Source organism: Salisaeta longa DSM 21114 (assembly GCF_000419585.1).
In the GTDB taxonomy this organism is placed as follows: domain Bacteria; phylum Bacteroidota; class Rhodothermia; order Rhodothermales; family Salinibacteraceae; genus Salisaeta; species Salisaeta longa.
Genome location: NZ_ATTH01000001.1, coordinates 2,238,172 through 2,251,987, shown reverse-complemented (window position 1 = coordinate 2,251,987; position 13,816 = coordinate 2,238,172). Strand labels below are relative to the sequence as shown.

The window sequence follows — 13,816 nt, the reverse complement described above, 5'->3', positions numbered from 1 at the left end:
CAGCGCGCTGTACCGATAGGCGCTTCGATGGGTACAGATAACAGTGGACGTCGAAAGGCTCTGGGCGGCCCCCACATTGTCCGAGAAGAGGTTCTTCTCGCCTGGTCGCTGCACGGCGCGGCTCGCCCTTTTTGCCCTACAGTAGCCCGGCTGCTGTAGGGCGTTTTTGTGTGTGGGCTAGGAGGGATCAACGTGCAGGCCGCATTCTGTCTTGTCGCGCCCTTGCCACCGCCCCTCGCGGGTGTAGCCGTCGCGGTTTACGGCCTGCGTGCACGGCATGCATCCGATGCTGGGATAGCCTTCGTCGTGCAAGGCGTTGTACGGAAGGTTGTGCGCGAACAGGTACTTCCATACATCTTTGCGTGACCACGTGGCCAGCGGGTTGAGCTTGAACACCTCGTAGCGCGGAATCCATTGCAGGATGGGCGTGTTGGCACGCTGCTTCGACTGGTCGCGGCGGAGCCCGGTGATCCAAGCGCGCTTCGTGGCGAGGTAGCGCTTCAGCGGCACCACCTTGCGCAGGTGGCAGCACCGATCCGGCGCCCGCTCCCACAACGCGGGCCCTGCCTGTTCGGCCTGCTCGTCGAGCGAGAGGCCGCCGTGCACGCGCTCGATGGTAACGTCGAGCTGTGCAGCAAGCGTATCGCGCAGGGCGTACGTCTCCGGAAAGAGGAGGTCGGTATCAAGGAAGAATACCGTGCTTCCGGGCGCAAGCTCCGCTAGCATATGCATGATCACGATGCCCGAGGGCCCAAAGCCGGTGCCTTGCACCACATCCGGCCCAAAGACGCGCACGGCCCAGTCGAGGACAACGCGCGGGTGCTGCGGTTCGAACTGGGCATTGAGGGCCGCAAGGCGACTGCGAGACCAGGGGGCGGAGCGCTGCATAGGCACGATCGGCTGCAAGAAGATGCTGGATTCCTAAAAAGCGTATCACGCAGCAAGGTGTCAACCAATGGCGCAGGCCGGAAGCGCTTTTTGTCCATAAAAGAAAACAATTCGTTACTCAGCCGTAACAGCTGGCAGATGTGTCGCGTCTGCGGCATGCATTTGGTGCATTATCGCGTGCAGCCTTGGGATTCATTCGCTTCAAGACGCATTATGCTCAGCTACGTAGCGACCACACGCGGCATCACGGTCGCGGTGCATCCGGTATACCTCGACGAACCGTCAAGTTTTTTCGACATGCGGTTTGCATTTGGCTATGCCGTACACATCACCAATCGCACCGGCACGGACGTGCAGCTGGTGCGGCGGCGGTGGACGATTCAGGAGGCCAGTGGGCAGCTCCAAGACATTGCGGGCGACGAGCCCCTGCGCGCGCAGCCCGTCATTGAACCGGGCCAAACGCATGTGTACGACGGTACGTGTACCATTGCCTCCTTTGAGGGCGTCGTGGATGGGAATTTTCTCGTGCAGGGCGCCGACGGCGAGCGGTTTCGCGTCCCCATTCCGCAGTTTCCGCTGCAAGCCGCGGCCAACTAAGTACGGCGTGGGCACTGTATGAACCGTCAGCGTAGCGCGCGCAACCGCTCCCACGTGTAGATGCCGTCGTTGTGGCCGTCGTCCCACGTAATGCGCAGGCCCATGCTGCCGGCGGTTTCCACGCGGACGTCGGTCCAGCGGCGTCGGGCGGGGTGGTCCAGCACGGCCGCATCGACGGGCGGAGCGCCGTGGGCGCCGCGGCAGTGGGCACAGGGACAGGCGCGCCGGAGGCCATCGAGCGGGTAGACCGACGAGTGGCCGTCGGACCAGTCGATGGTCAGCGTTTGGGCGTCGATGTCAACCGATACGCGTTGTGGATGGGGAGAAGCCATAGCCGGAGGGTGCAGAAGCAAGCAAGCGCGTAACAAGGCGGGAGCACGGCCCACGCACAACGAAGCACCGACAGGGCAGCCCGCCGGTGCTTCGTTCGGTGTTGGTGCAAACGTGCTCAGCAGCAGCACAGAGCGGTTACACTTCGTCGTAGGGATAGACATCCTTCAGGAGCGCCTGCAGCTTGGTGCGGCCTCGGTTGATGCGGCTCTTCACCGTACCCATGGGCAGCCCCGTAATCTCTGCAATCTCATCGTAGGCCAGCTGCTGGATGTCTCGCAAGACCACCACCTCGCGGAAGGCGGATGGGATCTCGTTCATGGCCTCCTGGATGTAGCGATCCTGGATGGTGCTCTCGGCATGCTTATCCGGCGAGAACGACTCGTCCGGAATCTCCATCTCGTACTCTTCGTTGTCGCGGTTCACCGACTGGATCGACTGCATCCGGCGGCGCTTGCGCTTCCGGTACTCGGAGCGCGCGAGGTTGCCCGCGATCGTGTAGAGCCACGTCGAGAACTTCGCAATCCGGCGGTACGAGTGCCGGTTGCGGTGCACGCGCAAGAAGGTTTCCTGCAGCAGATCCTCACACCGCTTCATGTCGCCAAGAAAGCGGTACAGGTACTGCATGAGCCGGTCGGAATACCGCTCCACCAGAATGTTGAAGGCCTCCACCGTCCCAGCCTGAAACTGAGACATGAGGTCTTCGTCGGTCATTTCCTGGAGCGCGTCGTAGCGGTTGTTAAACCCCTGCCGGTCCTTTTTCTTTCGGGTAACGACTTCTACTTTCTGCTTCGCCATATATACGCTGCGCTGTTTGCTGCTTATGAGCCAATTCATTGGGGGCTACGGCTTGCCGCAACCCTAAGGTGTGCACTACAGCGCTGAATCGCAAATGCAACTTGTTACGAATCAGGCATGCACCCACATGTTCCCAAACGGACCTCCTGTGGATATTATTGTGTAGCAAAGAGCAGTCCATCGTTTCATGCCGCCAGAAAAGAGCCCCTCCGGGCGCTCATTTGGTTTTTTGGCGTCATAACGTCGCGTGGGGATTGCCGGGGCAGGCCGTCTGTGCCGTTTCGTCAGGCCCAATCAGTTCACAATTCTACTACGTAAGGTTAACGCGTATTTTGCGAGCGCCTCCGGAAATCACATGCGCGTGCTGCGGGTTCAGGGAAAGGCGCGCGACGTTTTGTTTCCTTTTGATGGCTTATGTCTGATTTATTTGACACCACGGCGACGTCGGATGACCGTATGCGTCCGTTGGCCGATCGCATGCGCCCGCAAACGCTGGACGAGTTCGTTGGGCAGGCGCACATCCTGGGCGAGGGCACGCTGCTGCGCCGTGCCATTCAGGCAGATCGGCTTGCGTCCCTCATCTTTTACGGGCCGCCCGGAACGGGCAAAACCACCCTGGCGCGGATCATTGCCAACACGACGGCCGCGCACTTCACGTCCCTCAACGCCGTGCTCGCGGGCGTAAAAGACATCCGCGAGGCCATCCAGAAGGCCCAGTACCGCCAGAAGCATCAGCAGCAGCGCACCATCTTGTTCATCGACGAGGTGCATCGCTTCAACAAGGCCCAGCAAGACGCCCTGCTGCCGCATGTGGAAAACGGCACCGTTGTGTTTATCGGGGCCACCACCGAAAATCCGTACTTTGAGGTGAACAACGCGCTGGTGAGCCGCTCGCGCGTGTTTGAGCTCAAGGCCCTGAGCACCCACGACCTGCGCACGGTGGCGCATCAGGCGCTGCGCGACCCGGTGCGGGGCTACGGCGACCTGCACGTCGATCTGACCGAGCCGGCGCTCAACCACCTGGTGCACACAGCCAACGGCGACGCCCGCTCGGTGCTCAATGCGCTGGAGTTGGCCGTCGAAACGACCGAGCCGTCCGACGATGGCGAGACGATTGTCGTCGATCTGCCGGTGGCCGAGGCGTCCATCCAGCAGCGGGCCGTGCTGTACGACAAGGAGGGCGATGCCCACTTCGATACCATCAGCGCGTTCATCAAGAGCCTGCGCGGCTCCGACCCCGACGCCGCCCTCTACTGGCTCGCGCGCATGATCTACGCCGGCGAAGATCCTCGCTTCATCCTGCGGCGGATGCTCATCTTTGCCGCCGAGGATGTGGGCTTGGCCGATCCGCAGGCACTGCAGGTGGCGCAAAGCGCGGCGCAGGGGTTCTCGTACGTCGGCATGCCCGAGGGGCAGTTTATGCTGGCCGAGTGTTGCCTCTACCTGGCCACCGCACCCAAATCGAACACCGCATTTGCCTACTTCGACGCGCTCGACTTTGTGCGCAACGAGCAGACCGGCGACGTGCCCACCCACCTGAAGGATCCCAACCGCGACAGCGAGGACCTGGGCCATGGGGAAGGATACAACTATCCGCATGCCTACCGCTCGCACTACGTGCCCCAGCAGTACCTGCCGGAGGACATGCAGGGCACCTACTTTTACGAACCGACAGGGCAGGGCTACGAAGCCACGCTGCAAGAGCGCCTGGAGGCTCTGCGCGCCCGCGATGCCGATGCCGATGTGAAAAAGCGCGCGCAGCGGTACGCCAACGAAGCCCGCGCCGAAGACGAGTCGTCGGCGTAACGGCGCAGCGCGCGATCTGACCTACGGAACGGGGCCTTCGCGCGTTTTGCATTGAACCGACCCGATGGTAACGCATTTTACGACGCGTACACCCAAGCCAAACGGCACGGTGTGTCCATGTCTCTTTTATAGAACACCGCTTCCTGGCGGCCCGCGCGTGTACAAAACGGCCGCCTGGGGGTGAAAACGACACATGGCCCAGCACTCCGCACGCGTTTCGCGTACTGCTCACAACCTGTTACTGCCGTGCTCAACCGCCTGATGGCGCCGCTCGAGGATCTGGGGCGCTACCTGATTCTCCTCGGGCGCGCCTTTGCCTCGATTGATGAGGTGCGTACGTACTGGGAAAATCTCGTGACGCAGATGGTACGCATCGGCGTCGATTCGCTGCCCATTGTGGCCCTCTCCTCGGCCTTCTCGGGCGCGGTGCTTACCGTGCAGACGGCCTATCAACTGGAATCGTCCTTCATTCCGAACACCATCATCGGGTCCATTGTGGTGCCATCGATGATGCTGGAGCTGGCCGCCGTCATCACCGGATTTATCCTGGCCGGTCGGGTGGGCGCGCGCATCGCGGCGGAGCTGGGGACCATGCGCGTGTCGGAGCAGATCGACGCGCTGGAGGCGATGGGGCTCAACTCCATCAGCTTCCTGATTCTTCCGCGGGTGCTGGCCGGCGTCATCATGGTGCCCATGCTCTACATAGCGGCGTGCTTCATCGGGATTGGCGGAGGCATGGTGCTGGGCGAAGTGACCGGCGCCCTGACGATGAATGAGTTTATTGAAGGCGCGCGGCAATTCTTTAAGCCGTTCGATCCGTTCTTTGGCCTGATTAAGGCGTTTGTGTTTGGCTTCATCATCACGTCTGTGTCATGCTTCAAAGGCTATTACACCGACGGCGGCGCCGAGGGCGTGGGCGACAGCACCACCGAGGCGGCCGTGCAAAGCTGCGTGTATATCCTGCTCGCGGATCTCCTCTTGGCCATGCTTATCCTGTAAAAATGCTGTACGCCGCCTTATGTCCGATCATGAACCGACACCCCCATGATTGAAGTCCGAAACATCAGCAAGCGCTTTGGGGCGCTGCAAGTGCTGGAAGACGTGTCGCTGACGATTGAGGACGGCGAGACCATCGCAATCATTGGGCGCTCGGGATCGGGCAAAAGCGTGCTCATGAAGCACTTGGTGGGGCTGCTGGATCCCGATACGGGGGCCGTGCTGGTGGATGGCGAAGACATCTGCAGCATCCCGTACGACCGGTTGCGCGTGGTGCGCCAGCGGTTTGGCGTGCTCTTTCAGGGCGGGGCGCTGTTCGACTCGATGACCTCGTTCGAAAACGTAGCCTTTCCGCTGCGCTTCTTTGCAGACATGTCGGAGCGCGCCATCGAACAGCGGGTGCAGGAGTGCCTCGACCTGGTGCGGCTGGGCGACGTGGGGCCGAAGAAGCCCTCGGAGCTCTCGGGGGGGATGCGCAAGCGCGTCGCCCTGGCCCGGGCCATTGCGCTGGAGCCGCACTACATCTTGTACGACGAACCGACAAGCGGGCTCGACCCGGAAACCTCGAACACCATCGACGAGCTCATCAGCCAGCTTGCCGAGGAGCTGCAAGTGACCAGCGTGGTGGTGACGCACGACATGCACTCGGTGTTTAGCATTGCCGACCGCGCCGCCTTCCTGCACGACAAGCACCTGCACTGGGTGGGCAAGGTGGCCGAGATCCACAACCGCCCCGACCCCGTGCTTGATGCTTTTGTGCGGGCCAACGAGTACCACGTGGGTTCGCCTGCGTCGTCGACCGCCGACCCTTCCTAACGAACCGCATTTTGCATGCAATACAGCAACGAATTAAAAGTGGGCGCCGCGCTCATTATCGCGGCCGTTATCTTTTTTATCGGCTTTCGGTTCTTTCAAGGCATTCCGTTGTTTCAGGAGCGCTACACGCTGCAGGCCCACTTCGACTCGGCCGGCGGACTGGTGACGGGCAACCCCGTTACGATTAGCGGCGTAACGGTGGGCACGGTGGAGGATATCCAGCTCGACCCCGACGGCCGCGGGGTCATCGTGACGTTCAAGGTGGAAGACGACATCACCATCCCCCAAGGGTCGTATGCCGAGGTGGCCGGCTTCAGCGCGCTTAGCGGCGTACGGCTGGCCATCACTTTAGGGCCGCGCACCAATCCCCCGCTTATCAGCGGCAGCATGCTCTCGGCGCCGCCCACGAAAGACATCCTGGAACGCCTTTCCGATCAGGCGCCGGTGATCGCGGCCAAAGCAGACAGCACCCTCTCGTCGGCCAACACGGCGCTGTCGGCGGCCGCACGCATCATGCAGCGCTCAAGCGGCGACATCGAAGCGGTGCTGCGCTCGCTTCGCCAAACGCTGCAGACGGTGGAGTCGATCACCCAGGCCGAAAAGGAAAACATTCGGAAGACGATTCAGCACATTGAAGGCATTACGGCAGACCTGAAGCGCTTCACGGGCACGAACGTGGATTCGCTGAACATTACGGTTGACCTGCTCAACCGGTCGTTGCGGAAGCTCAATGCGAACCTGTCCAACCTGAAAACATCGACGGCCACGCTAAGCACCATCACGCAAAAGATTAACCAGGGGCGGGGCACCGCCGGGCGCCTCATCAACGATCCCAGCCTGTACCGCCGGCTCGACTCGGCGGCCCTCAACATGAACCAGGTACTGGAAGACCTGCAGCAGAATCCGAGCCGATACCTGAAAGACATGACCCTTGTGAAGGTCTTTTAGCACTGGGCACGGTCTTGAGGCAACGCCCCATACGCCTGGAGGCCGGGCGCCGGGGCGGAACTAACGCAGATTGCACGACCGGCGGTTGCGTCTGTGTAAGCGGTTCCAGATTTTGTAAACGTCGCACCTGCGGCGCCTCGTTTCTTGTCCACGAACTGCTCAGTCTTATGCGTGACGTTTATATCGTTTCGGCGGTGCGTACGCCCATTGGTCGCTTTGGCGGCGCGCTCAAAAACCACTCTCCTGTTGATTTGGCGGCCCATGCCATGCGCGCGGCCCTCGACCGCGGCGCTGTAGACGGCGGCGCGCTCGACCTGTTCGTCTTTGGCAACGTGCTACGGGGCGGCCACGGGCAGCTCATTCCGCGACAGGCGGCCCTGCAGGCCGGCATTCCCGACAGCATTGACGGCTATGCGGTGGATATGGTGTGCGCATCGAGCATGATGAGCGTGCTGAACGGCGCCACGATGATTAAAGCCGGCGAGGCCGAGATCGTGCTCACCGGCGGTACCGAGTCGATGTCGGATACCGGCTTCTACGTATCCTCCGACGCCCGCTGGGGCTACAAGTACGCGCCGGGCGGCGGTTCGCTGGAGGACCTGATGTTTCGCGACGGCCTCAGCGACCCGATGAGCGGCGAGGCCATGGGCGAGCAAACCGAGCGCCTGGCGGCTGAGCATGGCATCACGCGCGAGGCGCTGGACAAGGCGGCGGCGCTGTCGCAGCAACGGGCCGAAGAGGCCACCGAGAAGGGCTACTTCGACGATGAGATTGCGCCCATCACGTATCAGACGCGCGGAGGCGAAGAGACCCTGTCGCGCGACGAGGGCATTCGTCCGGGCACCACGGCCGAGGGCCTGGGCAACCTCCGCCCGGCGTTTAAAAGCGACGGCGTGCTCACGGCCGGCAACAGCAGCCAGATCAGCGACGGCGCGGCGGCGCTTCTGCTCGCAAGCAAGGACGCGGTGGAGGCGCACGGCCTTACGCCACTGGCCAAAGTGGGCCGCGGCGCGTGGTCGGCCGGGGCGTCGTGGCGCTTCCCCGAAGCGCCCATCCCGGCGGTCGAGAAGGTGCTGGAGCGCACCGGGCAGACCATTGCCGACTTCGACCTGTTCGAAAACAACGAGGCGTTTGCCATCAACAACATTCTCATCAACAAGATGCTGGATGTGCCCATGGACAAGCTGAACGTGCACGGCGGCGCCATTGCGCTGGGCCACCCCATCGGCGCGTCGGGCGCGCGCATTGTGGTGACGCTGCTGCACGCGCTGCGGCAGCACGACGGCGCGCACGGCCTGGCCTCAATCTGCCACGGCACCGGCGGCGGCGTCGCCCTGCCCATTGAGCGCACGTAACACCGGGCACACCGCAGCGCCCGATGACGCGTTCTGTGGCGTAGTATCCGTTATGCAACGTAAGAGCCTCCAGCGGTTAATCGCTGGAGGCTCTTGCATGTCGCACGCAATGACATAAGTTGGAGGCGCCTACGACAGCGCCGCGTCGAGGTCGGCCTGCAGGTCGTCAACGTCTTCGACGCCCACCGAGAGACGAATGAGCGAGTCGGTGAGGCCAATGGCGCGGCGCTCTTCGGCAGGAATCGACGCGTGCGTCATGGAGGCCGGATGCTCGATCAGGCTCTCCACGCCGCCCAGGCTCTCGGCCAGGGTAAACACCTCGGTGCCCTGCAGCACCGCGAGGGCCGCGTCCATCCGGTCGTCGGCGAGCTCAAATGAGATCATGCCGCCAAAGTCGAGCATCTGCCGGTCCGCCACCGCATGCCCCGGATGGCTCGTAAGGCCCGGGTACCGCACGCGGGCCACGGCCGGGTGCCCATCCAAAAAGACCGCCAGCTGCCGCGCATTCGCGCAGTGGCGATCCATGCGCAGGTGCAGCGTCTTGGTGCCGCGCAGCGTCAAAAAGCAATCCATGGGGCCGGGGCACGCGCCAGCGCTCTTCACCTGAAACCGCAGCGCCTCGTTCCACCGGTCGCTGTTGGTGCACACCGCGCCGATAATCACGTCGGAGTGGCCGCCGAGGTACTTGGTGCCCGAGTGCAGCACGAGGTCGGCGCCCAGCGCCAGCGGCTGCTGCAGGTAGGGCGACGCAAACGTGTTGTCGACCGCCACGTCGATGTCGTGGGCGTCGGCGAGGTCGCAGAGCGCCTCGATGTCGGCAATGCGCATGAGCGGGTTGGTGGGGGTCTCCACCCAGAGCAGCGCCGTGTCGTCGGTCACGGCAGCCGCTACCGCCTCGGTGCTCGTCATATCAACAAACGAAAACGACAGCCCGAATGGCGCAAACACTTCCTTGAAGAGCCGAAAAGTGCCGCCGTACAGGTCGTTGGTCGCAATGACGTGGTCGCCCGGGCGCAGGCCGCCCTTCAAGATGGCGTCGATGCCGGCCACGCCGGAGCTAAACGTGATGGCGTGCGCGGCCCCTTCCAGCCCGGCGAGATTGCCTTCCAGCGCCGAGCGCGTAGGGTTGGTGACGCGCGAATACTCGTGCCCCTGGTGCTTGCCCGGCGCCGATTGCGCGTAGGTCGAGGTCTGGTAGATGGGCGTCATGACGGCGCCGCTGGACGGATCGGGCGCCTGGCCCGCATGCACCGCGCGCGTCCCGAAGCCGGTAGCAGATGAGTCGTTGGAGTCCATAGCATCACACAATTGATTGAAAAAAGCGAAAGGCCCGTGCGCGAGTGCGCTACGGGCCTTTCAAAGCATGAGGCGTTAGGCGGCCCTGCGGGTTACTGTCCGCCCGAGCCCTGGTCGCCCGAGAAGCCAGCGCACGATTGCACCGCCTTGGCCTTGTCTTGCTGATTGGTCTGAACGTAGGCCGTAAACAGCGACCGGCAGATGTCTGCGCGGTACGCGCTGCCGCTCTCGGCGAGCCGGCGGGCCTTCTCCAGCGGGTTGATGGCGTTGGCAAACAGCTCTTTGCGCCGCTCCACCAATTGCTTGATCGTTGCTTGCTTGTCCTGCGGGATCTCCCCCGTCTGGTACTCGCTCTCGATGGCGGCAATGCTGTCATCGACCGCAACGGCTTTGTTCACGTAAGCCGCGCCCAGGTTGTAGAGCGCCTTTACGTTGCCCTCGTTGTACTGCACGGCGGCCTTCAACTGCTCAATGGCCTCGTCGAACCGGTTGGCCTGCAGCAGCATCGTGCCGTAGTTGTAGCGGTAGTTGGCGTTCTCAGGATTTTGCTTCACCTGTCGGGCGTACTGCTTCATGGCCTCTTCGGTCATGCCCGCGGTGTTGTACGCGTTCAGAAGCATCGACTGCAGCTCCTGGTTGGTGGGGTATATCTCAGCGCCCTCCTCAAGCACCGGGATGGCCTTTTTGGCCTGCCCGTCGACGAGGTACAGGTTGCCGAGTAGCGTATAACTTTCCACGCCCACCGAGTCGGCTTTCTCCACGTACGCCGCGAGTAGCGGAATGGCGTTGGCCTGCTCGCCGGCCCGCAGCCGGGCGTAGGCCTCATTCTGCAGCATGACCACCGAATCGGGCTGGATCAGTTGAGCGGCTTTAAACCGGCTCGCAGCGCGCAGGAAGAGCACCGAGTCGGCCACCGCGTTCGTGTCGGAATCAGCGGTCCGGAACAGCTGGCCGCCTTGGCGGGCTTCCTGCATGTAGGAGAACTGCCGCCGCGTGTTTACTTCCTCACGTAGGCCCGGGTTGAACTGGATGGCCTGCTCCTGCGCCTCGATGGCTCGCTTCACAAGCTCGGCGTGGCGCTCAGCGTCATTGGTGCTGCGCGCCTGCTGCATGAGGATACGGGCCTTGAGCATGTACGCCTGCGCGTTGGCGGAGTCGGCGTCAATGGCCTTCTGCACGCTTTGCAGGGCCTGCTGGTAATTGTTTTGCTCCAGCGCATCTTCCGCGGCCCCAACGTTCGGGTTGCCCCCCGAGCAGGCCGAGAGCGCGCCCAACAGCAGTACGCCTGCCACGAGCGTCCAAACAGATGATTGTCGTAAGGCTTTCATGATGAAGTCTGTCGTCTATGAAGGTGGGCGGAAGCGATCCCCTGCTTCCGCACGAGCAATCGTATATTTCGTGCAAACCAACGTATAATGTAGCGGCGCGTTACAGGGGATGCAACTTCGCCGGCGTAACCCTTCGTGAAGTCCGTTGTACACCCCGGGGCGCCCGTTGCAACTCCGCGGGCTATCCCGCTATTTGGAAGCGCTGCCACTACATGCTGTTGCGGTGGCGTTCGTTCCGTTCACCATCCCGGACTGCTGCTATGGAAGACCACGCCACGCCTACGCCCGATCTTGTGGCCCCGAGCCTGCGGGCGTTGCTTGCCGAGATTGTTGACTATGCCGGGCTCTTTCCGCCGGCCGAGCTGCCGCTCGACGAGGCCCTGCACAACTACACGCAGTACCGCGACGAAGAGGAGGCCTGGATGCTGGCGCGCTTCGTCATTCCAACGAAGCGCCTGGGCGACCTGTCGGCGTACAGCGGGCTTTTTCGCCGGAAGGCCCCCTACGCGTTCTCGGTGCTGGGCACCGGCGGCGCGACGCCCGCGGACTTTCTGGACGCGTTTGCCTCCGACCTCGCCCGCATCGGCGCGTTCGAGACGGACCACCACGATCGCGTGTCGGCCGATGCGATGGAGGTGCGCTTGCCGGCGCCGTTGCAGGCGGGCACCACCCACGCGGTGCTCGACTTCCTGACGGCCGTGAACCAGCAGCTCGTGCGGCATGGCACGGCGAAGCTCGACATCTTTTTTGAGATCGCGCCGTCTGATGAAACGCTGGAGGCGCTGCCGGCGGTGGCCGCGGCGGTGGCCGAGCACAACAGCCAGGGCGATGTGCCGCTGCGCTCGGAGGTGGGCCTGAAGCTGCGCTGTGGCGGCCTCAAGCCGTCGATGGTGCCCACGGTGCCGCAGGTGGCTACCTTCATTGATACGTGCCGCCGCGCGGGCGTCCGGTTTAAGGCCACGGCCGGCCTGCACCACCCGGTGCGCCACTTCGATGATACGCTGGAGACGATGATGCACGGCTTCTTTAACGTCTTTGGCGCGGCCGTCTTTGCCGATGCCCACGCGCTGGATGCTGCCGCGCTGCATGATATTCTGCAAGAAGACAACCCCGAAAACTTCCGCTTCACCAAAGAGGCCTTCGGCTGGCGCGAGGCCCTCGTACCCATCGACGCGGTGCGCGCGGCGCGGGCGTCGTTTGCCATGTCCTTTGGCAGCTGCAGCTTCGAAGAACCCGTGTTCGACCTGCGCGACCTCGACCTCTTGTAACCGCACCTTCTCGATTTTCTCACCCAACTGCTTTCCTGTATGGCCGACCCAACCGTCGATCCGTCGCACGCGTCGTTTATTGACGTGCCTGCCGACTCGCACTTTCCCATCCAAAACCTGCCCTACGGCGTGTTTACGCCGCCCGATGAGCGGCCGCCCCGCGTGGGCGTGGCCATTGGCGCGCACGTGCTCGACCTCTCGGCCCTGGCAGACGCCGGTCTGTTCGAGCATCCGCTGCTGGTGCAACACGCGCCCTTCGAGCAGTCCACGCTGAACCGCTTCATGAGCCTGGGCCGCGTGGCCTGGGATGCCGCGCGCGCCACGATTCATGATGCGCTGCGGGCCGATACCGCCACGCTGCGCGACGACGCCGACCTGAAGGAGCGCGCGCTCTTTGAGCGCTCGGCTGTTACCATGCACCTGCCGGCGCGGGTGGGCGACTACACCGACTTCTACTCCTCGAAGGAGCACGCCACCAACGTGGGCACCATGTTTCGGGGCAAGGAGAACGCCCTGAAGCCCAACTGGGTGCACCTGCCGGTGGGCTACCACGGGCGCGCCAGCTCCATCATTCCGAGCGGACAGCCGGTGCGGCGCCCCTGCGGCCAGCGCAAGCCCGACGACGGCCCGCCGACGTACGGTCCTACGCGCCTGCTCGACTTTGAGCTGGAGATGGGATTCTTCACGGGCCCCGGCAATGAGCTGGGCACGCCCATTGGCATCGACGCCGCCGAAGATCAGATCTTTGGCCTCACGCTCGTGAACGATTGGAGCGCCCGCGACATTCAGGGCTGGGAGTACGTGCCGCTGGGGCCGTTTTTGGGCAAGAGCTTTGCCACCACGGTGTCGCCCTGGGTGGTGCCGCTGGCCGCGTTGGAGCCCTTCCGCGTGGATGCGCCCACGCAAGAGCCTGCGCCGCTGTCCTACCTGCAGCCGCCCCGCCCCGATACGGCGTACGACATTCAGCTGGAGGTGGGCCTGCAAACGCCTGCCCTGGATGCGCCGCATACGGTCTGCCGCACCAACTTCCGCCACATGTACTGGACGATGGTGCAGCAGCTGGCGCACCACACGGTGAACGGCTGCAACATCCGTCCGGGCGACCTGCTGGCGTCGGGCACGATTAGCGGCCCTACAAAAGACAGTTACGGCAGCCTGCTGGAGCTGACGTGGCGCGGCGAGCATCCCATCGAGCTGCCGGACGGCTCGGAGCGCACCTTTGCCGAAGACGGCGATGCGGTGGTGATGACCGGCTGGGCCGCGGGCGATGGCTACCGCGTGGGCTTTGGCGAAACCCGTGGCACGGTGTTGCCGGCACAGCCGCTGGCGTAGCAACGTGCTGCGTACAAAACAGCGCATCGGGCCGGCGTCGCCGTTGGGGCGGGGCCGG

At 63.4% G+C, this 13,816-nt stretch carries 13 protein-coding genes; 8 read left to right on the top strand and 5 right to left on the bottom strand.

Annotation, left to right across the window (positions count from 1 at the left end; genetic code table 11):
* Nucleotides 1-177 precede the first annotated feature (177 nt).
* Nucleotides 178-888 carry a phosphoadenylyl-sulfate reductase gene (locus tag SALLO_RS0109330; RefSeq protein ID WP_022836041.1) on the bottom strand — a complete coding sequence of 237 codons (711 nt, stop codon included), beginning with the start codon at nucleotides 886-888 and terminating at the stop codon, nucleotides 178-180.
* Nucleotides 889-1,101: 213 nt separating this feature from the next.
* On the opposite strand from SALLO_RS0109330, the gene apaG reads away from it, so the two are divergent.
* Nucleotides 1,102-1,485 carry a Co2+/Mg2+ efflux protein ApaG gene (apaG, locus tag SALLO_RS0109325; RefSeq protein WP_022836040.1) on the top strand — a complete coding sequence of 128 codons (384 nt, stop codon included), beginning with the start codon at nucleotides 1,102-1,104 and terminating at the stop codon, nucleotides 1,483-1,485.
* A 26-nt stretch (nucleotides 1,486-1,511) separates the two neighbouring features.
* Here apaG and SALLO_RS0109320 read toward each other — a convergent pair whose 3' ends face one another.
* Both SALLO_RS0109320 and SALLO_RS0109315 read right to left on the bottom strand, forming a co-directional pair.
* A complete protein-coding gene (locus SALLO_RS0109320) occupies nucleotides 1,512-1,817 on the bottom strand; it encodes a gamma-butyrobetaine hydroxylase-like domain-containing protein (protein ID WP_028567092.1) in 306 nt (101 codons plus the stop codon).
* A gap of 136 nt (nucleotides 1,818-1,953) precedes the next feature.
* Complete coding sequence (locus SALLO_RS0109315; protein WP_022836038.1) at nucleotides 1,954-2,613, bottom strand: RNA polymerase sigma factor; 660 nt, start codon at nucleotides 2,611-2,613, stop codon at nucleotides 1,954-1,956.
* Nucleotides 2,614-3,027: 414 nt separating this feature from the next.
* Between SALLO_RS0109315 and SALLO_RS0109310 the strand changes: the two genes are divergently transcribed.
* From SALLO_RS0109310 to SALLO_RS0109290, 5 genes are all read left to right on the top strand, one after another.
* Entirely contained in the window at nucleotides 3,028-4,419 is a 1,392-nt protein-coding gene (locus SALLO_RS0109310) for an AAA family ATPase (RefSeq protein WP_028567091.1), read from the top strand.
* 261 nt (nucleotides 4,420-4,680) lie between these two features.
* Entirely contained in the window at nucleotides 4,681-5,418 is a 738-nt protein-coding gene (locus tag SALLO_RS0109305) for an MlaE family ABC transporter permease (RefSeq protein ID WP_028567090.1), read from the top strand.
* Between the two features lie 45 nt (nucleotides 5,419-5,463).
* On the top strand, nucleotides 5,464-6,231 hold the full coding sequence (locus SALLO_RS0109300) for an ABC transporter ATP-binding protein (protein ID WP_022836035.1): 768 nt from the start codon (nucleotides 5,464-5,466) through the stop codon (nucleotides 6,229-6,231).
* A 15-nt stretch (nucleotides 6,232-6,246) separates the two neighbouring features.
* Nucleotides 6,247-7,179, top strand: a complete 933-nt coding sequence (locus tag SALLO_RS0109295) for an MlaD family protein (RefSeq protein ID WP_022836034.1) — start codon at nucleotides 6,247-6,249, stop codon at nucleotides 7,177-7,179.
* A 167-nt stretch (nucleotides 7,180-7,346) separates the two neighbouring features.
* The gene (locus SALLO_RS0109290) at nucleotides 7,347-8,534 is read left to right on the top strand and encodes a thiolase family protein (RefSeq protein ID WP_022836033.1); all 1,188 of its coding nucleotides are present in this window, start codon (nucleotides 7,347-7,349) and stop codon (nucleotides 8,532-8,534) included.
* Nucleotides 8,535-8,663: 129 nt separating this feature from the next.
* Here the strand turns inward: SALLO_RS0109290 and SALLO_RS0109285 are convergent, their stop codons facing one another.
* Nucleotides 8,664-9,830 carry a cystathionine gamma-synthase gene (locus SALLO_RS0109285; protein WP_022836032.1) on the bottom strand — a complete coding sequence of 389 codons (1,167 nt, stop codon included), beginning with the start codon at nucleotides 9,828-9,830 and terminating at the stop codon, nucleotides 8,664-8,666.
* 92 nt (nucleotides 9,831-9,922) lie between these two features.
* Nucleotides 9,923-11,158, bottom strand: a complete 1,236-nt coding sequence (locus SALLO_RS0109280) for a tetratricopeptide repeat protein (protein WP_022836031.1) — start codon at nucleotides 11,156-11,158, stop codon at nucleotides 9,923-9,925.
* A 260-nt stretch (nucleotides 11,159-11,418) separates the two neighbouring features.
* Here SALLO_RS0109280 and SALLO_RS0109275 point away from each other — a divergent pair, with 260 nt between their 5' ends.
* Both SALLO_RS0109275 and fahA read left to right on the top strand, forming a co-directional pair.
* Entirely contained in the window at nucleotides 11,419-12,426 is a 1,008-nt protein-coding gene (locus tag SALLO_RS0109275; protein ID WP_228702799.1) for a hypothetical protein, read from the top strand.
* A gap of 39 nt (nucleotides 12,427-12,465) precedes the next feature.
* Nucleotides 12,466-13,758, top strand: coding sequence for a fumarylacetoacetase (fahA, locus tag SALLO_RS0109270; protein WP_022836029.1), 1,293 nt, complete (start codon nucleotides 12,466-12,468; stop codon nucleotides 13,756-13,758).
* The last annotated feature ends 58 nt before the right edge of the window (nucleotides 13,759-13,816 follow it).